The sequence below is a fragment of the Vibrio sp. 1288 genome (assembly GCF_033344475.1).
Genome location: NZ_JAWPOX010000018.1, coordinates 23,799 through 45,644 on the forward strand (window position 1 = coordinate 23,799; position 21,846 = coordinate 45,644).

Consider the following 21,846-nt stretch of genomic DNA (forward strand, 5'->3'; position numbering starts at 1 on the left):
GTAACACCAATAACGTGAAGGATTTTCAAGGCAGATAGGGAAGTACTGCCTGAGAACGGAAACTCAACGCACACGCATAAAGTGCAAATTATAAAGAGGGATAGACCAATGACTAACTTAACTCGCCGCCAACAAATTGAAGCTCTGGAAAAAGACTGGGCAACTAACCCACGCTGGAAAAATGTGAAGCGTACTTACACTGCCGAGGAAGTGGTGGAACTGCGTGGCTCTATGGTGCCTGCAAACACAATTGCACAACGTGGTGCAGACAAACTTTGGTCACTGGTCAACGGTAGTGCGAAAAAAGGTTACGTAAACTGTCTTGGTGCGCTAACGGGTGGTCAAGCGGTTCAACAAGCTAAAGCAGGTATTGAAGCGATTTACTTGTCAGGCTGGCAGGTAGCGGCGGATAACAACACCGCCTCGACGATGTATCCAGACCAATCTCTTTACCCAGTAGATTCTGTACCGTCAGTAGTAAAACGCATCAACAACTCATTCCGTCGTGCAGACCAAATTCAGTGGGCTGCTGGTAAGACGCCTGAAGATGAAGGTGGAATTGATTACTTCCTACCTATCGTAGCGGATGCTGAAGCGGGCTTTGGTGGTGTGCTTAACGCTTACGAACTAATGAAATCGATGATCGAAGCCGGTGCCGCGGGCGTTCACTTTGAAGACCAGTTAGCATCGGTGAAAAAGTGTGGCCATATGGGTGGTAAGGTATTAGTTCCTACGCAAGAAGCGGTACAAAAGCTCGTTGCAGCTCGTTTGGCTGCTGACGTAGCGGGTACAACAACATTAGTTATTGCTCGTACTGATGCGAATGCGGCGGATCTCATTACTTCAGATTGCGACCCATATGATAAAGACTTCATCGAAGGTGAGCGTACTCAAGAAGGTTTCTACCGCGTTCGCGCGGGTATCGACCAAGCTATCTCTCGCGGCCTGGCTTACGCACCATATGCAGACTTGATTTGGTGTGAAACGGCTACGCCATGTTTGGAAGAAGCACGTAAGTTTGCAGAAGCAATTCACGCTGAATACCCAGATCAATTGTTGGCGTACAACTGCTCGCCTTCATTCAACTGGGAGAAAAACCTAGATGCAGAAACTATTGCTAAGTTCCAACAAGAGCTTGCAGACATGGGCTACAAGTACCAATTCATCACGCTAGCAGGCATTCACAACATGTGGTTCAACATGTTTGAACTGGCGCACGCTTACGCTCAAGGTGAAGGTATGCGTCATTATGTTGAGAAAGTTCAGCGTCCTGAATTCCAAGCAGCTGAAAAAGGCTATACGTTTGTTGCGCACCAACAAGAAGTAGGTACAGGTTACTTCGATAGAATGACCAATACTATCCAAGGTGGTAACTCTTCAGTGACAGCATTGACAGGTTCGACCGAAGAAGACCAATTCTAATTGGCAGAGAAACACTTCCTTAATCAGCGTCAGTAATGGCATTTTGAGCGGCAACCCTGCCGCTCTTTTTTTCGTTTAACCGGTGTAAAAACGAAACTTACAACAAAGAGAATACGCTTGCGTACTACTCTTCCTGCTCGATTTCTTCAGGTTCCACTTCTTCTTGCAGTTCCAATAAGTTAATCGCAATCGTCACGAAGTCACTATCAGTAATAATGCCGACCAATCGACCTTTGGTGACAACAGGTAGACAGCCAACTTTATGCTTTTGCATATAGATAGCGCTCTCTTTGAGCCCCGCGATAGGCTCTGCCGTCATGATGTTGGTGTGCATCATTTCGTAGAGCGGTGTGTCTAAAGTAAAAGATTGTTCAGCCTCATCTGGGTGCAAGCTCGATTCTTGAGCAGCAAGAATGTCGCGTTGAGTCACCAAGCCTTGTAAGTGCTTATTGGCATCAACAACCGGAATGTGTCGAATATCAAGCGCATCCATCATGCTTTTTGCATCACGCAAGGTGTGCGTGCGCAGTAATGTATGAGGATTACGAGTCATCATGTCTTCAACCTTGATCATAGAGACCTCCAGCGGCATTGTCCTTCTCTTAAATATAGAGAATATTTTTCTGTATATCTGGGAGCTAACTCGTTTTTCATCAATTAAATAGCACAATGCTGATGGGCTGCGTAATCTGTGTTTTATTGGTGTTTTTATTAATTTGAATAAGTCGGTTTGTGTGCGAGTCAGTTGGCATTTTTAGTTGATATTGAATGTGCCCCCAAGGTAATCCAATGAATTGAATCGCACATTTTTATTCGCTGGATTTTCCAAGATTCTTCTCTCGAAGAAGATACGTCCAGGCTTACCAAATTGAAGACAGCAACCTAGATGAAACGAACAACGTGTAACAAACTTATTGCGCTGGCAGTGGCGGCATTCAGTGTGCCATCAACACAGGCGATTGTGTTAGGAGATGAACAAACCGATCCTGTTGACCGCGTTACTTTGCGAGCAAGTAATATGGCAGAGTTTCCGCTGTGTGGTGGAACGATGCTGACAGAGCAATGGGTACTGACTGCGGCGCACTGTGTGGTGATGGGACAAGGAACCAATGAAGCAACCTACTATGTGACCCCGCCGGGTGAGCTGTCGGTGAATGCGAATGTGTATGAACTTAATTCTGCAGGGCTTGATAACTTCTATCCGGTGTCTCACGTTGTGGTTCATCCGGATTACACCCGGATTTCAAAAGCTGAGACCGACAGTAATGGCAACGTGAAACCTATCCAAACCGGTTTAGATTCAGACATCGCGTTGCTGTATCTCACGCGCCCAGTGGCAAACGCGAGCTTTGCTGACCTAGCGAGTAAAGTTGACATGGAGAGTATCGAAGCACGTTTGGCGGCGGATTGGAACGATAATTACCTGACCAATCAACGTGTCGAAAATGTGCAAGTGTTTGGATGGGGGGCTACTCAGCCGGATGCTTCTGAACCTTCTAATACGCTCAAAACCACCATTAGCACATTTTTACCCATCGACAAATGTTATGAGCGTTTAGAAATTGGCAGCAGTTTTCCGGGGATCATTGATTCAAGAGACAACCAAACCAAAATTTGTACGCTACCAACACAAAACCATGTATTGGAGCCAGATAGCCATACTCAATATGGCAACTCTGCATGTAAAGGTGACAGTGGTGGCCCGTTGGTCGATGTGGCGACCGGCAAACAAATTGGTATTGTTAGTGGCGGCCCCCTTATTCTACCAACGTGTGGCTCTTTGACGATCCCAAGTTTCTACACCAAGGTGAGCCACTATTACGACTGGGTACAGTCTTACATCACTGCCGATGCGCCACCAAGTCGTTACATCATTGCGCCGAATTTTATCAAAAGTGCTAACAATGAAAGTGGTGACAATAAAGAGTGTCACGATGGCATTGCGACCAATAACTGTGATTTCAAAGGCTCAGATGATGAAGGTGGCAGTCTAGGGTTTTGGTTATTGGGTTTATTCGTGCCGTTATTCTTGTGGCGAAAGCGTGAGGTTTGATAGGGCGATTGGAATGCCAAACTAATAAGCAGCGGTATACGCTGCTTTGCTTTTTTCATGTTTTCTCTTTTGGGCTCAAATTAAAAATAGTGCCAAGTAATCGAGGCTTTTCACGTTTTATTACACTCTTCACCATGGCTTTTACTGCTATATTCTGGTGATTTGCTTGCTATTGCAGCATGTAAACATATACTAGTCTGCTGCGAAAAACTCGTCGCAATTTTATCGTCGCCTAGACGTGATTTGACCAATAGATAAGACAAGTAACATGCAAGTATCAGATTTCCATTTCGACCTTCCAGATGAACTCATCGCTCGCTACCCTCAACCAGAGCGTACCGCTAGCCGACTGCTGCAAATGGACGGCAATACCGGAGAGCTCATTGATGGCACATTTATTGATGTATTGGGCCAAGTTCAACCCGGTGACTTAGTGGTGTTTAATAATACTCGTGTTATTCCTGCTCGTCTTTTTGGCCGCAAGGAGTCGGGCGGTAAATTAGAAGTGCTAGTGGAGCGCATGTTGGATGAGAAAAGCATCCTCGCGCACGTTCGTTGCTCTAAATCACCAAAACCAGGTACAACCATTATTGTTGGCGAGAATGATGAATATTCAGCAGAAATGGTTGCACGCCATGATGCTTTATTTGAACTGAAATTTAGTTCTGATAAGACGGTACTAGAAATTCTGGAAGAAATCGGCCATATGCCGCTTCCTCCTTACATCGACCGTCCAGACGAAGATGCAGATAAAGAGCGTTACCAAACGGTATATAATCAAAAGCCAGGTGCGGTTGCGGCACCGACGGCGGGCCTTCACTTTGATGATGTTCTCTTGGAGAAAATCAAAGCGAAAGGTGCAGAGTTTGCTTACGTTACTTTGCACGTTGGGGCGGGTACATTCCAGCCAGTAAAAGTGGAAAATATCAACGATCACCACATGCATGCCGAGTACGTAGAAGTACCACAAGAAGTCGTCGAAGCAATTAAAGCGGCGAAAGCGCGTGGCGGACGAATTATTGCTGTTGGTACAACATCTGTGCGTTCACTTGAAAGTGCAGCGCAAGACGCATTGCAAAAAGGGACTGAGCTGGCCCCATTCTTTGGCGATACAGAAATCTTTATTTTCCCTGGTTACGAATATCAGTTGGTGGATTGCTTGATCACAAACTTCCACTTGCCTGAATCAACACTGATCATGTTGGTGAGTGCATTTGCTGGATACGAGAACACCATGAATGCTTACAAACATGCGGTGGAAAACAAATACCGTTTCTTCTCGTATGGCGATTCAATGTTCATCAAGAAGAAAACGGCGTAGTTAAAAATAGATTTACGAGTGCTAGCAGTAAGCTAGGAAATAAAGCATCCATTGCTTTGTCTCTCGCAAGGAAAAGCGACCGCTCCTTAAAGTAGGGTAGAGCCCTAAACACTCAGTCAGACTGTTTCTCTGACACCCGGAGGCATCGTGAAATTAAAATTCGATCTTAAGAAGAAAAACGGCAATGCACGTCGTGGTCAACTGACTTTCGAACGCGGCACTGTTCAAACTCCTGCGTTCATGCCAGTAGGTACTTACGGTACCGTTAAAGGTATGACACCAGAAGAAGTAAAAGGTACTGGTGCAGAAATTCTGCTAGGTAATACGTTCCACCTGTGGCTACGTCCTGGTCAAGAAGTGATGAAAATGCACGGTGACCTGCACGATTTTATGAACTGGCACGGTCCTATTCTTACTGATTCAGGCGGCTTCCAAGTATTCAGCCTTGGTAAGATGCGTACGATCACTGAAGAGGGTGTTCACTTTCGTAACCCAGTAAACGGTGACAAGATTTTCATGGACGCAGAAAAGTCGATGGAAATTCAAAAAGACCTGGGCTCTGACATCGTTATGATTTTTGACGAGTGTACGCCTTACCCAGCGACACACGATGAAGCGAAGAAATCGATGGAAATGTCATTACGCTGGGCACAGCGTTCACGTGACCACTTCGAGAAGCTAGAAAACCCGAACAACCTATTTGGTATTGTCCAAGGTGGTGTTTACGAAGATTTACGTGATGTGTCGGTAAAAGGTCTAACGGAAATCGGTTTTGACGGTTACGCGGTTGGTGGTTTGGCAGTAGGTGAGCCTAAAGAAGACATGCACCGTATTCTTGAGCATACTTGTCCTCAACTTCCTGAAGACAAACCTCGCTACTTGATGGGCGTAGGTAAGCCAGAAGACTTGGTTGAAGGTGTTCGTCGTGGTATCGACATGTTTGACTGTGTAATGCCAACGCGTAACGCACGTAATGGTCACTTATTTGTGACTGGTGGTGTGATCAAGATCCGTAATGCGAAACATAAAACGGATACAACACCATTGGATCCGCATTGTGACTGTTACACTTGTCAAAACTACAGCAAGTCGTACCTTCACCATTTAGAGCGTTGTAATGAAATCTTAGGCGCTCGCTTGAATACAATCCATAACCTGCGTTACTACCAGCGTCTGATGGAAAGCATTCGTAAAGCAATTGATGAAGATCGCTTCGATGAATTTGTTACTGAGTTCTATGAGCGTCGTGGCCGTGAAGTGCCACCACTAGCAAAAGAGCAGTAATTGAAAAACTAAAAGAATTAAAGCCTTTGGCATGTCGCCAGAGGCTTTTGCTAATAAAGTAGGCTAACGCACGTTATTTTTGAGAGAGCGATCTCTATTAGTTACTCTCAGACTTGAATCTAAAATGCGAAAGCCCAATTTGTTTGATTATCAATAAAATATAATGAGGATGTTTTAATGTTTATTTCTCAGGCTCACGCAGCAGCAGAAGGCGCGCCAGCAGGCGGTGGTTTTGAAATGCTAATCATGCTTGGCATGTTCGCAGTGATCTTTTACTTCATGATTTACCGCCCACAAGCGAAACGCGTAAAAGAACACAAAAACCTAATGGCTTCTATGGGCAAAGGCGACGAAGTTTTAACTAGCGGTGGCCTAGTGGGTAAAATCACTAAGATTGCTGAAGACAATGACTACATTTCAATTGAGCTTAACGCGAACAATGAAGTAGTAATCAAGAAAGACTTCATCACTGCAGTGCTACCAAAAGGTACGCTTAAGTCTCTATAAAACAGCTAAAGGATCCTCGCTGTGCTAAACCGTTATCCATTATGGAAGTACTTGATGGTGCTTTTTGCCATCATCACCGCTGCGTTATACGCACTTCCAAATATCTACGGTGAAGATCCGGCTATTCAAGTTACAGGGGCGCGTGGCGCCTCTGTAGATATGTCAACGCTGGATGCTGTCACTACTGCTCTTAACAAAGAGCAACTTTCTCATAAATCCATTGCTCTCGAAGATGGATCAATTCTTGTTCGTTTTAACGACACTGACACACAAATCAGTGCTCGTGATGTCATCAGCGAAGCGCTAGGCAAAGACACAATTGTTGCACTTAACCTTGCACCTTCTACACCCGATTGGCTAGAAGCGATTGGCGCGTCACCATTGAAGCTAGGTCTTGACCTTCGCGGTGGTGTTCACTTCTTAATGGAAGTGGATATGGATGCAGCGATGGAAAAGCTTATTGGTCAACAAGAAGAAGCTTTCCGTAGCGAACTTCGTGACGCCAAGATTCGTTACCGTGCAATCCGCCCTTCTGGAAAAGAAGCGGTAGAAGTGTTGTTGCGTAACGAAGAGCAATTAGCAGAAGCGAAAGCAACGCTAGAAAAGAATCACCCGGACATGATTTTTGTCGATTCTGATTCAAATGGCCGTTACGCTCTTACTGCAACCTTTACTGAGCAACGTTTACAAGAGATCCGTAACTATGCTGTTGAGCAAAACATTACGATTTTACGTAATCGTGTCAACGAACTAGGTGTTGCGGAACCATTGGTTCAACGTCAAGGTGCTAGTCGCATTGTAGTTGAACTGCCTGGTGTTCAAGACACTGCTCGTGCAAAAGAAATTCTCGGAGCTACGGCAACGCTTGAATTCCGTGAAGTTGATGATAAAGCTGACCTATCGGCAGCGGCAAATGGTCGTGCGCCAGCAGGTAGTGAAATCAAGATGGACCGTGATGGTCGCCCAGTTGTGCTTAAGAAGCGCGTTATTCTTGGCGGTCAAAGCATCACAGATGCAAGCTCAAGTGTTGATGAATATGGTCGTCCACAAGTTAACATCTCGCTAGACAGCGAAGGTGGTAATAAGATGTCTGCGTTCTCTAAGAAGAACATTGGTAAGCTAATGGCTACCGTGTTTGCAGAATACAAAGACAGTGGCCGTCGTACGCCTGAAGGCAAAGTTATTCTGGATAAGCATGAAGAAGTCATCAACCAAGCAACGATTCAATCGGCTCTTGGTCGTAACTTCCGTATCACAGGTATCGACTCTGCTGCAGAAGCACACAACCTAGCACTTTTACTACGTGCTGGTGCACTGATTGCACCTATCTCTATCGTTGAAGAACGTACCATTGGTCCATCAATGGGCCAGCAAAACATCGATATGGGTATCCAAGCATGTATCTGGGGTATGGTTGCCGTAATGCTATTTACGCTGCTTTACTACCGCGGCTTTGGTTTGATTGCAAACATTGCTCTAATGGCAAACTTAGTGCTTATCATTGGTGTTATGTCGATGATTCCAGGCGCTACCATGACGCTTCCGGGGATAGCCGGTATCGTGTTAACAGTCGGTATGGCAGTTGATGCGAACGTACTGATCTTCGAGCGTATCCGTGAAGAAATTCGTGATGGACGTAGTCCACAACAAGCGATTCACCAAGGTTACGCGAATGCATTCAGCACGATTGCTGATGCGAACATCACAACACTAATTACTGCAATCATTCTATTTGCGGTCGGTACAGGTGCGGTGAAAGGTTTCGCAGTTACTCTATCTATCGGTATCTTAACTTCAATGTTCACCGCCATTATTGGTACACGTTGTATCGTGAACCTGATCTACGGTGGCAAACGCGTTGATAAATTGTCGATCTAAGGCTGGGAATTAATATGTTTCAAATTCTAAAAGCAGAGAAGACGATCGGCTTTATGCGTTGGTCGAAAGTAGCATTCGTTTTTTCAATTATAATGATTGCTGCTTCTATCTTCACTTTGTCAACCAAGTGGCTTAATTGGGGTCTAGATTTCACTGGCGGTACTCTTATCGAGGTCGGTTTTGAACAGCCAGCAAACCTTGAAGAGATTCGTGCAGCACTAGATTCAAAAGGCTTTGGCGATGCGACAGTACAAAACTTCGGTAGTGCTCGTGAAGTCATGGTTCGTCTTCGTCCACGTGATGACGTTTCTGGTGAAACGCTAGGTAACCAAATCATTGGTGCTATCAAAGATGGTACTGGCGAAAGCGTAGAAATGCGTCGTATTGAGTTCGTAGGTCCCAACGTTGGTGATGAGCTAACAGAAGCTGGTGGTCTAGCGATCTTGGTATCGCTGATCTGTATTCTGCTTTATGTATCGATGCGATTTGAATGGCGTCTAGCGGCTGGTGCGGTAATGGCATTGGCTCACGATATAATTATCACGCTAGGTGTCTTCTCGTTTCTACAAATTGAAGTTGACCTGACTATCGTAGCTGCGCTACTGACGGTTGTGGGCTACTCACTCAACGATACCATCGTTGTATTTGACCGGATTCGTGAAAACTTCCGTAAGATGCGTAAGGGTGAACCTTCAGACATTATGGACGCCTCAATCACTCAAACGTTGAGCCGTACATTGATTACATCTGGTACGACGTTGTTCGTGGTAATTGCACTGTTCATGCAGGGTGGTGCTATGATTCACGGCTTTGCAACCGCACTTTTACTCGGTATCACTGTAGGTACTTACTCTTCTATCTACGTAGCATCAGCACTGGCTCTAAAACTGGGTATCCAGAAAGAGCACTTGATGCCACCTCAAGTAGAAAAAGAGGGTGCAGAGTTCGACGAAATGCCATAAGGCAGATTGAGAACCGAAAACAAAAACCGCTGAACAATCAGCGGTTTTTTTATGCCTGATAGATTTGAAAGTTTCATTTTTTTTTGAGGTACTTCCAGCTTGAATTGTAGTTTTTTGATTGAGTTGAATATCGGAAGTATGTTCAACAATTTCGGGAGGAAATAATGTCAAGGCAAGCTGAAATAAAAGTACAGTTACTGAAGTTTGTAGAGATTTCTTACAAGCACAATAAAGGTGTTACCACCAAGCTAGTTACTGGAGGGAAAAGGTTCAAGTTAGCAGTTGATGAGTCAGGTAAAGTAACTTTATCTGGTGAGCTTGGATTTACTAAGTTTGAAGTTTCAAAAGAAATGGTTGAAGAGCTGGGCATAAAATTAAAAGCCGTTTCTGTTACTTTTAAAACTACTCGTGATGGTGTTTTGACATACAGTGGGAGTGTTTCTCTTTTTGGTGTTGTTTCCTTTGGAGTTACTGGGCAGGTAAATGTCCGTGAGCTTTTAGAGCAGTGCGAGTGGGGGCTTTGTAAGTACAGATTTAAGCCGAGTAAAATTGATCAAGCGCTCCGTGAAGCTGGGGTTTAGTTGGTTATGCTAAATAGAATTCTACCTATTCCGGTTTTACTAAGTGTTTCAACGCCCTGCATCGCAAGTCCACTCCACGATACTTACCTTGATATACGTAATAATTTATACAAGATGCAGTATATAGAGGTGGTAGAAGCTATGGCAGGACCAAATCTATCGATTGAAGAGCTGAACAGTATTAAGTCTCACCCAATAAAATTTGGTCATCAATTTCCATTTTTATCATCTATCCCATCAAGTTTGGTTACAGAGCTGTCTTACTTTGAAGAGTACAGTGAGGATGGAGGAGTTGGATGTCTTTCTGTAAACGGCTTTGGTGATGTATACCAGCCAGTCACGGTTTCGCTGCAGTTTTTAATGAAGGAACAAATATGGAAGGTTAAGCACGTAAAAATAGACCACTTATCTGACTACGACCGTTTCTACAAACAGGCTGATTGTTCGAAATAAAAAAGCCCCGCTCAATGAGCGGGGCTTTCTAAAGTCATCAGCGTGACGGGCTATATATGACTTTCAAATCTTACTTAAGGATCGCGCTGTTACCGTTTTCGCGGATGTGCTTAAGGATAGATTTTACGCCACGAGCGCTTGAAGCAACGATGTTACCAGACTTCATGTAGTCAGTGCCGCCAGCAAAGTCTGTTAGGATTGCGCCAGCTTCACGAGCAATAAGCTCACCTGCTGCCATATCCCAAGGTTTTAGGCCTAGCTCGAAGTAACCATCAACACGGCCAGCAGCCACGTAACAAAGGTCAAGAGCAGCAGAGCCGCTACGACGGAAATCAGCACATTCAGTGAATAGCGCACCAACGATCTTGATGTAAGACTCAGCGTGTTGTTTCTGCTTGAATGGGAAGCCTGTTGCTAGAACAGTACCTTGAAGGTCTTTTAGTTGAGCAACACGAATACGTGCACTGTTTAGTTGAGCGCCGGCACCGCGTTGTGCAGTGAATAGCTCGTTTTGCATTGGATCGTAAACACAAGCAACTTCAGTTTTGCCCTTAATACGAACAGCGATAGAAACCGCGAAAGTTGGGTAACCTTTTACAAAGTTAGTGGTGCCATCCAGTGGGTCGATGATCCATTGTACGTCTTTATCTTTACCTTCGATAAGACCTTGTTCTTCAGCAACGATACAGTGCTCAGGGTAAGACTGCTTGATAGTATCGATGATGATGTATTCTGCTTCTTTGTCTACGTTAGTGACAAAGTCATTAGTGCCTTTAAGAGTAGATTCTACTTTATCAGTGTTTTCTAATGATTTAGCAATATGATTGCCTGCCTTTCGCGCAGCGCGAATAGCAATGTTTAGCATTGGATGCATACGAATTTCCCAACGGATGTTAAAGAACAAATGAAAGCGGCGGCGAGTATACCAGAGATAATCAAAAAGGGAAGTGGTTATTTTTTACTCTAATTGCGGCCGACTGAGTGTACAGATCATACTGCGGACGAGAACAATAACCAAGAATGAGAAGAGAGGTCTGCTTGCCTCTAGGGTGTCTTAAAAAACTATGATAACATTCTGCGGTTTTAATTTAGGTAGCAAACACAGATGTTGGATCAAGTAAAAATTGTACTCGTAGGTACCTCTCATTCAGGCAATATTGGCTCAGCAGCTCGAGCAATGAAAGTGATGGGTTTAAACCAACTAGTATTAGTCGATCCACAATGTGAAGTGGATGAACAAACTCTTGCTTTAGCTGCGGGTGCTGGTGATATTGCTCAAAATGCAAAGATTGTCGGCACATTAGAAGAAGCGGTTGAAGATTGTGGCCTTGTTGTGGGTTCTAGCGCCCGCTCTCGTACATTAGAATGGCCAATGCTCGAGCCACGTGAATGCGGTGAGAAATTTGCAGTTGAAGGCCGAAAGCATCCGGTTGCGCTCGTGTTTGGCCGAGAAAGAACTGGTTTGACAAACGAAGAGCTACAAAAGTGCCACTACCATGTTTGTATTCCCGCTAATCCTGAGTACAGCTCGCTTAACCTAGCGATGGCTGTACAAACTCTCAGTTACGAAGTGCGAGTTGCACACTTGAACTTAGAGCAAAGCCAGTTTTCCCCAAATGAATCGGAAGAATACCCGCGTCATCGAGAACTCGAATTGTTCTTCGAGCATCTTGAAAAGGTGATGGTTGAGACCCAGTTTATTAACAAAGAGCAACCTGGACAGGTGATGAATAAGTTGCGCCGTTTGTTCTCTCGTGCTCGACCAGAAACCCAAGAACTTAATATTCTACGAGGCGTTTTGACTTCGATAGAAAAGAAGTTCTGAGTGAATAATAACCACTTTAGATGTGAGGATGAATACCTGAGTAAAATGGTCAAATAAATACTTGACCAAATTACTCAGGTATGGAAAAATCTTAACCATTACAAACCATGTGGATACGGTGTGGTATGAAACTTACATCTAAAGGAAGATATGCGGTGACAGCCATGCTGGATGTGGCACTGCATTCGCAACAAAACCCTGTACCTCTGGCTGATATTTCAGAGCGTCAAGGGATCTCGCTCTCTTACTTAGAGCAGCTATTTTCAAAATTGCGTAAAGCAGGTCTCGTTGCCAGCGTTCGTGGTCCTGGTGGTGGTTACCGACTTGGTGCCGACGCTCACAGTATCGCTATTGGTACCGTGATTGCTGCCGTTGATGAGTCAGTAGATGCAACCAAATGCCAAGGTAAAGGAGATTGCCAAGGTGGAACACGTTGCCTTACTCACACGCTGTGGCGTGACCTAAGCTCTCGCATTAGTGACTTTTTGAATAACATCACTCTTGGTGAGTTGATGACAGACAATGAAGTACTCGAAATTTCTGATCGTCAGGACATTGATCTGGCGGTAACCCATGGGCTATCAAACAAAAATACAACCGCCGCGCCCATCGGTGTAAACGTCCGCTCTTAGCGGTCAGCTTTTTACATTGGAGTAGAGAATGAAACTGCCGATTTATCTTGATTATTCCGCTACATGTCCAGTTGATCCACGTGTTGCTGAAAAAATGGTTCAGTACATGACAATGGATGGCACATTTGGCAACCCAGCGTCACGTTCGCACCGTTACGGCTGGCAGGCAGAAGAAGCGGTCGATACTGCTCGTGAGCAAATTGCTGACCTTCTAAATGCAGATCCTCGCGAAATCGTATTTACATCTGGTGCGACAGAATCAGACAACCTTGCGATTAAAGGTGCAGCGCACTTTTACTCGAAGAAAGGCAAGCACGTAATCACTTGTAAAACAGAGCACAAAGCCGTTCTTGACCCATGTCGTCAACTTGAGCGTGAAGGCTTTGAAGTGACTTACCTTGAGCCAGAATCAAATGGCTTGATCGATCTAGAGAAGCTTAGAGCAGCCATGCGTGATGACACCGTGCTTGTGTCTATTATGCATGTAAACAACGAGATTGGTGTGGTTCAAGACATTACAGCGATCGGCGAACTGTGCCGTGAGCGTAAAATTGTTTTCCACGTGGACGCTGCGCAATCTGCAGGTAAATTACCAATCGACGTTCAAGAGATGAAAGTTGATCTAATTTCACTTTCTGCTCACAAAGTTTACGGTCCTAAAGGTATCGGTGCACTTTACGTACGTCGTAAGCCTCGTATTCGTCTTGAAGCGCAAATGCACGGTGGCGGTCATGAGCGTGGTTTCCGCTCTGGTACACTACCTACTCACCAAATCGTAGGCATGGGTGAAGCATTCCGCATTGCAAAAGAAGACATGCAAAAAGATTACGATCATGCTTTAGCGCTTCGTAACCGTCTTTTTGATGGCGTGAAAGACTTAGAAGCAGTGACGGTAAACGGTGACTTTGAGCAGCGTGTACCACACAACCTAAACATCAGTTTCGCATTCGTAGAAGGTGAATCACTACTAATGTCGCTTAAAGATCTAGCGGTATCTTCTGGTAGTGCTTGTACGTCTGCAAGCCTTGAGCCTTCTTACGTTCTTCGTGCCCTAGGCATGGATGACGAATTGGCTCACAGCTCGGTTCGTTTCTCGTTTGGTCGTTTCACGACTGAAGAAGAAATTGATTACGCAATTGAACAAATCCGCGTTGCAGTGACTAAGCTACGCGACATGTCTCCTCTATGGGATATGTACAAAGAAGGGATTGATTTGAGCACTGTTGAATGGGCTCACCATTAATCTCAGGGATTGAAATAGAGGATTCGAGGTAATTTATCATGGCATACAGCGAAAAAGTAATTGATCACTACGAGAACCCACGTAACGTTGGTTCATTCGATAAAGAAGATCCATCAGTAGGTAGCGGCATGGTTGGCGCTCCTGCGTGTGGTGACGTAATGAAGCTTCAAATCAAAGTGACACCTGAAGGTATCATCGAAGATGCGAAGTTCAAAACATACGGTTGTGGTAGTGCAATCGCATCAAGCTCACTAGTAACTGAGTGGGTAAAAGGTAAGTCAGTTGATGAAGCGGCAGCAATTAAAAACTCTGAGATTGCTGAAGAGCTAGAGCTTCCACCAGTGAAAGTTCACTGTTCTATTCTTGCTGAAGATGCAATCAAAGCAGCGGTTGCTGACTACAAGAAAAAACACCAAGAATAATTATTCCGTAATATAATGGGAGCTTTGACGCTCCCATTCCAATCGAAATTTAGACAGACTAAGGTGCAGTATGGCCATCACAATGACAGAATCAGCGGCAAGTCGCGTAAGAGCATTCCTAGATAACCGAGGCAAAGGTATCGGTTTACGTCTTGGAGTGAAGACGACTGGCTGTTCCGGCATGGCATACGTACTTGAGTTTGTTGATGAGCTCAATGAAGAAGACGAAGTATTTGAACTCTCTGGAGTGAAAATTATCATCGATCAAAAGAGCTTAGTGTACCTAGATGGTACTGAATTGGATTACGTGAAAGAAGGGTTGAATGAAGGTTTTGAATTCAACAACCCTAACGCGAAAAGTGAATGTGGTTGTGGTGAAAGCTTCAACGTCTAATTGATTGTCCTTCTGGGCAAACGAGTCCGGAAGGCTTTACTAGGACCCGAACTTAATGAATCACTTTGAATTATTTGGGCTACCAAGTCAGTTTAAGCTGGATGGTAGCCTTCTTTCTTCTCAGTTCCGAGAACTACAAAAACGCTTCCACCCGGATAACTTTGCAACGGGCTCAGAACGTGACCGTTTGATGGCGGTGCAAAAGGCGGCGCAAATCAACGATGCCTATCAAGTTCTGAAAAATCCTATTTCTCGCGCCGAGTATATCCTCGCAGAGCAAGGTGTTGAGATCCGAGGTGAACAGCAAACGATGCAAGATCCGATGTTCTTAATGGAGCAAATGGAACTGCGCGAAGAACTGGAAGAGATTGCTGACAAGTCCGATCCTGAATCGGTGCTTTTTGACTTCGACTCTAAGGTCAGCAAAATGTACAAACAGCATCTGGCAAGCGTCGAGCAAGAGCTTGATGATGGTCTATGGGCTGAAGCCGCAGACCGAGTTCGTAAGCTAAAATTCATTGCCAAACTAAAGAACGAAATTGAGCTAGTCGAAGACAAACTCCTCGGCTAGTAAGCGTGACAAGGACCTATCATGGCACTACTTCAAATCGCAGAACCGGGCCAAAGCTCGGCACCTCATGAGCATAAGTTAGCAGCGGGTATCGACCTAGGTACTACCAACTCTTTGGTTGCTTCTGTACGTAGCGGCGATGCAACTCCACTTGCGGACGAGCAGGGCCGTACTATTTTACCTTCAGTCGTTAATTACGCTGAGGAAACGTTAACGGTCGGCCACGAAGCCAAAGCTAAAGCAGAGTTTGAACCAGAGAACACGATTATCTCTGTAAAACGTTTGATCGGTCGTTCATTAAAGGACATTCAGTCCCGTTACTCTTCACTTCCTTATCGTTTTAAAGAGAGTGAAAACGGCCTGCCAATTCTGCAAACACCTCAAGGTGACAAAAACCCGATTGAAGTATCTGCGGACATCCTAAAAGTATTGGGTAAGCGAGCTGAAGATACGTTAGGTGGTGAGTTAGCTGGTGTCGTTATTACCGTTCCTGCTTACTTTGATGACGCGCAACGTGCAGGTACAAAAGATGCGGCGAAATTAGCTGGTCTTCATGTTCTCCGTCTACTTAACGAACCAACCGCTGCGGCAATTGCTTATGGCCTAGACTCAGGTCAAGAAGGTGTGATTGCGGTTTACGATCTAGGTGGCGGTACTTTTGATATCTCTATCCTACGTTTATCGAAAGGCGTATTTGAAGTATTAGCAACAGGTGGCGATTCTGCATTAGGCGGTGACGACTTCGACCATCTATTTGCCGATTATTTAATGGAGCAAGCGGGTCTAGAAGCGCCGCTTTCTGCAGAAAAGAACCGTACACTGTTGAACATTGCTACTGAAGCTAAGATTGCTTTCTCTGAGCAAGACAGTGTTGACGTTGACGTTTTTGGTTGGAAAGGCACCGTGACTCGCGAGCAGTTCGAAGATCTTATTCGTCCGCTAGTGAAGAAAACCCTGATGTCTTGCCGCCGTGCGCTGAAAGATGCGGATGTAGATGCGGAAGATGTACTTGAAGTAGTCATGGTCGGTGGCTCAACACGCACATTGCTTGTACGAGAAATGGTTGGCGAATTCTTTGGCCGTACACCACTGACAAGCATTAACCCAGATGAAGTTGTTGCAATCGGTGCGGGTATTCAAGCAGACATTCTCGCGGGTAACAAGCCTGACTCTGAAATGTTGCTTCTTGATGTGATTCCACTGTCGCTCGGTATTGAAACCATGGGTGGTTTGGTCGAGAAGATCATCCCCCGCAACACTACGATTCCCGTTGCGCGTGCGCAAGAATTTACCACATTCAAAGATGGCCAAACGGCGATGAGTGTTCATGTGGTACAAGGTGAACGTGAAATGGTTGATGACTGTCGTTCACTTGCTCGCTTCTCGTTAAAAGGTATTCCTCCGATGGCAGCGGGTGCGGCACATATTCGCGTGACTTACCAAGTTGACGCAGATGGCCTTCTTTCTGTTACGGCAATGGAGAAGAGCACTGGTGTTCAATCAGAGATTCAAGTAAAACCTTCTTACGGCTTAAGTGACAATGAAGTGGCGGATATGTTGCGTGATTCAATGACGCACGCAAAAGAAGACATGCAAGCTCGTGCCTTAGCTGAGCAGCGTGTTGAAGCCGACCGAGTGATAGAAGGTTTGATTGCAGCGATGCAAGCTGATGGTGATGACTTACTATCAGAACAAGAGAAACAAAACTTGATTAAAGCCATCGAAGCCTTGATTGAGCTGCGTAATGGTGATGATGCAGATGCGATAGAGCAAGGCATTAAAGATACCGATAAAGCGAGCCAAGATTTCGCATCACGCCGTATGGATAAATCGATTCGAGCTGCGTTGTCAGGTCAATCAGTAGACGATATATAAGAGATAAGTAGTTATGCCTAAGATTATTGTATTACCACACGACGATTTGTGCCCAGAAGGTGCAGTGTTGGAAGCAAACTCTGGTGACACCGTTCTAGACGTAGCGCTAAAAAACGGTATCGGTATTGAACATGCGTGTGAGAAGTCATGTGCGTGTACTACCTGCCACGTAATCATCCGTGAAGGTTTTGATTCACTAGAAGAAAGTGAAGAACTAGAAGACGACATGCTAGATAAAGCGTGGGGTCTAGAGCCTGAGTCACGCCTAGGGTGTCAGGCGAGAATTGCTGATGAAGACTTGGTGGTAGAAATTCCTAAATACACACTAAACCACGCTTCAGAAGATCACTAAAACTATCTTCCCAATATAGGGAAGAAGCAAAAGGAAGATGAGCAATGAAATGGACAGATTCTCGCGATATCGCGATTGAACTTTGTGACAAGTTTCCAGATGTCGATCCAAAAACAGTGCGTTTTACCGATCTTCATCAATGGATCATGGAGTTAGATGAGTTTGACGATGAGCCAAACCGTTCTAATGAAAAGATTCTAGAAGCCGTTATCATGTGCTGGATGGACGAAGCGGACTAAGTCTGTAAAACACAGCCTAGTTAACAATTCTTACTAAAAAAAGCGGACCTTTAGGTCCGTTTTTTTTATCCAATTGACATTTTTGCCCTACATAATGCTAACATCCGTGAGTTATTAAAAAGAAGCAGCGTAGGCAACGCTGCTATAAGACAAGGAGAAACCATGTCTACACAGATGTCTGTATTTTTAAGTCAAGAGTCGGCAGCACCACATTGGGGTGAAAAAGCACTGCTTTCATTCGCTGAAAACGGCGCAACTATTCACTTAGGTGAAGGTCATGATCTCGGCGCAATTCAACGTGCAGCTCGTCAGCTAGATGGCCAAGGAATTCGTTCTATTTTTCTTTCTGGTGATAACTGGGATCTAGAGAGCGTATGGGCTTTCCACCAAGGGTTCCGTAACCCTAAAAAACATGGCTCAGTTGAGTGGGCAGCATTGTCTGATGAAGATCAAGCAGAGCTTCAAGCTCGTATTACTTCGACTGATTTTACCCGCGATATTATCAACAAAACGGCAGAAGAAGTTGCTCCTCGTCAGCTAGCGACAATGGCTGCTGAATTCATTAAATCTGTTGCGCCGAAAGGCACGGTGACAGCACGTATCGTCAAAGACAAAGACTTGTTGGCAGAAGGTTGGGAAGGTATTTACGCAGTAGGCCGTGGTTCTGAGCGTACTTCTGCGATGCTTCAGTTAGACTACAACCCAACTGGTGACGAAAACGCACCTGTATTCGCATGTCTTGTGGGTAAAGGCATCACCTTTGATTCCGGTGGTTACAGCTTGAAGCCTTCTAACTTCATGAGTGCAATGAAAGCAGATATGGGTGGCTCGGGTACTATCACTGGTGGCCTAGGGTTAGCTATCTTACGCGGTTTGAACAAGCGCGTAAAACTGATCTTGTGTTGTGCTGAGAACATGGTTTCTGGCCGTGCCCTTAAGCTTGGCGACATCATCACTTACAAAAACGGCAAAACCGTTGAGATTATGAATACCGACGCGGAAGGTCGCTTGGTGCTTGCAGACGGTCTTATCTACGCTAGTGAGCAAAAGCCTGAGTTAATTATTGACTGCGCGACGCTAACAGGCGCAGCGAAGAATGCGTTAGGTAACGATTACCATGCGCTAATGAGCTTTGATGATGAGCTATCGCATCAAGCGCTTACGGCGGCAAACCAGGAAAAAGAAGGCTTGTGGCCGCTACCACTTGCTGACTTCCATCGAGAAATGCTGCCATCTAATTTTGCCGATTTATCGAATATCAGCTCTGGTGATTATTCTCCAGGTGCAAGCACTGCAGCTGCATTCTTGTCTTACTTCGTTGAGGACTACAAAAAAGGCTGGTTACATTTCGACTGTGCGGGTACGTATCGTAAAGCCGCTTCTGATAAATGGGCTGCGGGAGCAACGGGTATGGGTGTTCGTACACTTGCTCGTTTCCTCAATGAGCAAGCTGGAAAATAAGATTGATTGCAGCACTCTCTTGTTTGAGTGCTGCTCTTACCCAGTAAGTCACTTTAAAAGCACAACTATTATTACAAGTACAGAAAGGAAATTTTATGGCTCTAGAAAGAACATTTTCAATCATTAAGCCTGATGCTGTAGAGCGAAACCTAATTGGTGAAATCTACAATCGTATTGAAAAGGCTGGCCTACGTATCATCGCTGCCAAAATGGTTCACCTGACAGAAGATCAGGCAAGCGGCTTTTATGCAGAGCATGAAGGTAAAGAGTTTTTCCCTCCTCTAAAAGAGTTCATGACATCTGGTCCTATTATGGTTCAGGTATTGGAAGGCGAAAATGCGATTGCACGTTACCGCGAGCTAATGGGTAAAACCAACCCAGAGGACGCGGCATGTGGCACTTTGCGTGCTGATTACGCACTCAGCATGCGTCACAATTCAGTTCATGGTTCAGATAGCCCTGAGTCTGCCGCTCGTGAAATTGAGTTTTTCTTCCCTGAATCAGAAGTTTTCTCTCGCTAACTCGTTCATGCATCACTTTTGCGTGATGATCTAGTTCGTAATAACCTCGGAATTGTCCGAGGTTTTTTATTCCGCGTTCTCCATTTCATCGGCGAGTTCATTCGTAAGTACTCGCGAAGACGTTGGCTAATCTGAGCACCTTACAGGGGGGAAAGCTTAGTTACGTGTGTTTCTTCTCACTGCTTTCTCTGCACCACTTCTACGCTTTTGCTGCCGGTTGTCTAATCATTATTCTCACCGTAAAGTCTGATTAAAATTTAATCGTTTTTATTTTAATGCCTTAGCAAACTCAGGGTCTTACACCCCTTGTTGTAGCTGAATAAAGGCTGTACAATTCGCGCCCTTATTCTTGTTTCAGTCATTGAGAGGCAACATGACCACTGAAAAAATCAATCTACTCGACTTTGATCGCAAAGGCATGCGTCAGTTTTTCGCGGAAGAACTTGGCGAGAAAGCGTTTCGTGCCGATCAGGTTATGAAGTGGATCTACCATTTCGGTGTAGATGACTTCGAAAAAATGACAAACATCAACAAGAAGCTGCGCGAAAAGCTTTTACACAAGTGTGAAATTAAAGCACCAACTGTAGCAGAAGCTCAGCATTCTTCAGACGGCACGATCAAGTGGGCAATGAAGGTTGGTGATCAGGATGTAGAAACGGTTTACATTCCAGAAGATGATCGCGCAACGCTTTGTGTATCTTCTCAAGTAGGTTGTGCATTGGAATGTAAGTTCTGCTCAACAGCACAGCAGGGCTTTAACCGTAACTTGAAAGTTTCAGAGATCATCGGTCAGGTGTGGCGTGCTGCACGTGAAATTGGTCTTGAGAAAGAAACAGGCCGTCGCCCAATTACGAACGTCGTGATGATGGGCATGGGTGAGCCGCTTCTTAATATGAAGAACTTGATTCCAGCACTGGAGTTAATGTTGGATGACCTTGGCTTTGGTTTGTCGAAGCGTCGCGTAACCGTATCAACATCAGGTGTGGTTTCTGGTCTTGATCAGATGACGGGCAAAATCGACGTTGCGTTGGCGATCTCTCTTCATGCACCAAACGATAAGCTGCGTAGTGAAATCATGCCAATTAACGATCGTTGGGATATTCAAGATTTCCTAGCATCCGTTCGTCGTTACATTGCTTCATCGAATGCAAACCGTGGCAAGGTAACAGTCGAGTACGTGTTGCTTGATCATGTGAACGATGACATGGACCATGCACGCGAGCTGGCTGAATTGATGAAAGACACACCATGTAAGATTAACTTGATTCCGTTTAACCCGTACCCAGGTTCACCTTACAAGAAACCAAGTAACTCACGTATTGATCGCTTCCAAAAAACATTGATGCAATACGAGCACACAGTTACGGTTCGTAAAACACGTGGTGATGACATTGATGCCGCATGTGGTCAGTTGGTCGGTGATGTAATTGACCGAACTAAACGTACGGCAATGCTGAAAGCGTCACGCGGTGCCGATACCATTGAAGTGAAAGCTGTATAAACGACCGGAATTCAAAAATAGCCAGAGCCATTCGCTCTGGCTATTTTGTTTATTGTTTAGGACATTTTCGCCAAGATTTGGGACTATCACTCTTCAACTTAAGGTTATTTGGGTATAATTTCGAATTCCTTTGTCAAAGTTTGGACAAAAGCTTGAGCTATCTGTTAGTTTGAGTGTAAAGAGTTTTTGTCTTCGTTGCGCATTCGCTTATCATGATATGTAACACTAACGATGACACCGATAATTCTCAGCACTTTCTCACATACGTTTTGCTGATTTTTGCAAAACGGGTATTCGCACTCAGATCGCTGAGAGTTTCTTAAAATTATTATTTTTGGTTAACGCGTTT

The 21,846-nt window shown here is 44.9% G+C and carries 23 protein-coding genes; 21 read left to right on the forward strand and 2 right to left on the reverse strand.

The window, feature by feature from the left end; genetic code table 11:
- The first annotated feature begins 108 nt into the window (after nucleotides 1-108).
- Nucleotides 109-1,422 carry an isocitrate lyase gene (aceA, locus tag R8O11_RS14525; RefSeq protein WP_005381733.1) on the forward strand — a complete coding sequence of 438 codons (1,314 nt, stop codon included), beginning with the start codon at nucleotides 109-111 and terminating at the stop codon, nucleotides 1,420-1,422.
- A gap of 124 nt (nucleotides 1,423-1,546) precedes the next feature.
- On the opposite strand, the gene R8O11_RS14530 is transcribed toward aceA, so the two are convergent.
- Nucleotides 1,547-1,996 carry a CBS domain-containing protein gene (locus tag R8O11_RS14530; RefSeq protein WP_318194245.1) on the reverse strand — a complete coding sequence of 150 codons (450 nt, stop codon included), beginning with the start codon at nucleotides 1,994-1,996 and terminating at the stop codon, nucleotides 1,547-1,549.
- 312 nt (nucleotides 1,997-2,308) lie between these two features.
- On the opposite strand from R8O11_RS14530, the gene R8O11_RS14535 reads away from it, so the two are divergent.
- The 8 genes from R8O11_RS14535 to R8O11_RS14570 all read left to right on the forward strand — a co-directional run bounded on the left by R8O11_RS14535 (nucleotide 2,309) and on the right by R8O11_RS14570 (nucleotide 10,461).
- On the forward strand, nucleotides 2,309-3,475 hold the full coding sequence (locus R8O11_RS14535) for a trypsin-like serine protease (protein WP_042521159.1): 1,167 nt from the start codon (nucleotides 2,309-2,311) through the stop codon (nucleotides 3,473-3,475).
- A 268-nt stretch (nucleotides 3,476-3,743) separates the two neighbouring features.
- A complete protein-coding gene (queA, locus tag R8O11_RS14540; RefSeq protein ID WP_047102150.1) occupies nucleotides 3,744-4,796 on the forward strand; it encodes a tRNA preQ1(34) S-adenosylmethionine ribosyltransferase-isomerase QueA in 1,053 nt (350 codons plus the stop codon).
- Between the two features lie 147 nt (nucleotides 4,797-4,943).
- Nucleotides 4,944-6,080 carry a tRNA guanosine(34) transglycosylase Tgt gene (tgt, locus tag R8O11_RS14545; protein WP_005381727.1) on the forward strand — a complete coding sequence of 379 codons (1,137 nt, stop codon included), beginning with the start codon at nucleotides 4,944-4,946 and terminating at the stop codon, nucleotides 6,078-6,080.
- 177 nt (nucleotides 6,081-6,257) lie between these two features.
- The gene (gene yajC, locus R8O11_RS14550; protein WP_005381725.1) at nucleotides 6,258-6,587 is read left to right on the forward strand and encodes a preprotein translocase subunit YajC; all 330 of its coding nucleotides are present in this window, start codon (nucleotides 6,258-6,260) and stop codon (nucleotides 6,585-6,587) included.
- A 21-nt stretch (nucleotides 6,588-6,608) separates the two neighbouring features.
- Nucleotides 6,609-8,465: a protein translocase subunit SecD gene (gene secD / locus R8O11_RS14555; protein ID WP_080960089.1), complete on the forward strand. Its 1,857-nt coding sequence runs from the start codon at nucleotides 6,609-6,611 to the stop codon at nucleotides 8,463-8,465.
- Between the two features lie 14 nt (nucleotides 8,466-8,479).
- Nucleotides 8,480-9,427, forward strand: a complete 948-nt coding sequence (secF, locus tag R8O11_RS14560; RefSeq protein WP_005383689.1) for a protein translocase subunit SecF — start codon at nucleotides 8,480-8,482, stop codon at nucleotides 9,425-9,427.
- Between the two features lie 164 nt (nucleotides 9,428-9,591).
- Entirely contained in the window at nucleotides 9,592-10,008 is a 417-nt protein-coding gene (locus R8O11_RS14565) for a hypothetical protein (protein ID WP_017633921.1), read from the forward strand.
- Between the two features lie 141 nt (nucleotides 10,009-10,149).
- Complete coding sequence (locus tag R8O11_RS14570) at nucleotides 10,150-10,461, forward strand: hypothetical protein (RefSeq protein ID WP_017633920.1); 312 nt, start codon at nucleotides 10,150-10,152, stop codon at nucleotides 10,459-10,461.
- A gap of 70 nt (nucleotides 10,462-10,531) precedes the next feature.
- On the opposite strand, the gene suhB is transcribed toward R8O11_RS14570, so the two are convergent.
- The gene (suhB, locus tag R8O11_RS14575; RefSeq protein WP_005381722.1) at nucleotides 10,532-11,335 is read right to left on the reverse strand and encodes an inositol-1-monophosphatase; all 804 of its coding nucleotides are present in this window, start codon (nucleotides 11,333-11,335) and stop codon (nucleotides 10,532-10,534) included.
- A gap of 231 nt (nucleotides 11,336-11,566) precedes the next feature.
- Between suhB and trmJ the strand changes: the two genes are divergently transcribed.
- From trmJ to R8O11_RS14635, 12 genes are all read left to right on the forward strand, one after another.
- The gene (trmJ, locus tag R8O11_RS14580) at nucleotides 11,567-12,286 is read left to right on the forward strand and encodes a tRNA (cytosine(32)/uridine(32)-2'-O)-methyltransferase TrmJ (protein ID WP_017633919.1); all 720 of its coding nucleotides are present in this window, start codon (nucleotides 11,567-11,569) and stop codon (nucleotides 12,284-12,286) included.
- A gap of 125 nt (nucleotides 12,287-12,411) precedes the next feature.
- Nucleotides 12,412-12,918 (forward strand): Fe-S cluster assembly transcriptional regulator IscR, encoded by a 507-nt coding sequence (gene iscR / locus R8O11_RS14585; RefSeq protein WP_005381720.1) that lies wholly within the window; start codon nucleotides 12,412-12,414, stop codon nucleotides 12,916-12,918.
- A 28-nt stretch (nucleotides 12,919-12,946) separates the two neighbouring features.
- Entirely contained in the window at nucleotides 12,947-14,161 is a 1,215-nt protein-coding gene (locus R8O11_RS14590; RefSeq protein WP_005381719.1) for an IscS subfamily cysteine desulfurase, read from the forward strand.
- A gap of 38 nt (nucleotides 14,162-14,199) precedes the next feature.
- Nucleotides 14,200-14,583: a Fe-S cluster assembly scaffold IscU gene (gene iscU / locus R8O11_RS14595; RefSeq protein WP_005381718.1), complete on the forward strand. Its 384-nt coding sequence runs from the start codon at nucleotides 14,200-14,202 to the stop codon at nucleotides 14,581-14,583.
- A gap of 70 nt (nucleotides 14,584-14,653) precedes the next feature.
- Entirely contained in the window at nucleotides 14,654-14,977 is a 324-nt protein-coding gene (gene iscA / locus R8O11_RS14600; RefSeq protein WP_005381717.1) for an iron-sulfur cluster assembly protein IscA, read from the forward strand.
- A gap of 55 nt (nucleotides 14,978-15,032) precedes the next feature.
- Complete coding sequence (hscB, locus tag R8O11_RS14605; RefSeq protein ID WP_253657040.1) at nucleotides 15,033-15,548, forward strand: co-chaperone HscB; 516 nt, start codon at nucleotides 15,033-15,035, stop codon at nucleotides 15,546-15,548.
- A 21-nt stretch (nucleotides 15,549-15,569) separates the two neighbouring features.
- Nucleotides 15,570-17,423, forward strand: coding sequence for a Fe-S protein assembly chaperone HscA (hscA, locus tag R8O11_RS14610; protein ID WP_053302969.1), 1,854 nt, complete (start codon nucleotides 15,570-15,572; stop codon nucleotides 17,421-17,423).
- A gap of 13 nt (nucleotides 17,424-17,436) precedes the next feature.
- A complete protein-coding gene (gene fdx, locus R8O11_RS14615) occupies nucleotides 17,437-17,775 on the forward strand; it encodes an ISC system 2Fe-2S type ferredoxin (protein WP_005381713.1) in 339 nt (112 codons plus the stop codon).
- A 44-nt stretch (nucleotides 17,776-17,819) separates the two neighbouring features.
- Complete coding sequence (iscX, locus tag R8O11_RS14620; RefSeq protein WP_005381711.1) at nucleotides 17,820-18,014, forward strand: Fe-S cluster assembly protein IscX; 195 nt, start codon at nucleotides 17,820-17,822, stop codon at nucleotides 18,012-18,014.
- A gap of 162 nt (nucleotides 18,015-18,176) precedes the next feature.
- Nucleotides 18,177-19,475, forward strand: a complete 1,299-nt coding sequence (pepB, locus tag R8O11_RS14625) for an aminopeptidase PepB (protein ID WP_206954192.1) — start codon at nucleotides 18,177-18,179, stop codon at nucleotides 19,473-19,475.
- 95 nt (nucleotides 19,476-19,570) lie between these two features.
- Complete coding sequence (ndk, locus tag R8O11_RS14630; protein ID WP_005381702.1) at nucleotides 19,571-19,996, forward strand: nucleoside-diphosphate kinase; 426 nt, start codon at nucleotides 19,571-19,573, stop codon at nucleotides 19,994-19,996.
- A 373-nt stretch (nucleotides 19,997-20,369) separates the two neighbouring features.
- Nucleotides 20,370-21,497 carry a bifunctional tRNA (adenosine(37)-C2)-methyltransferase TrmG/ribosomal RNA large subunit methyltransferase RlmN gene (locus R8O11_RS14635; protein ID WP_017633913.1) on the forward strand — a complete coding sequence of 376 codons (1,128 nt, stop codon included), beginning with the start codon at nucleotides 20,370-20,372 and terminating at the stop codon, nucleotides 21,495-21,497.
- The last annotated feature ends 349 nt before the right edge of the window (nucleotides 21,498-21,846 follow it).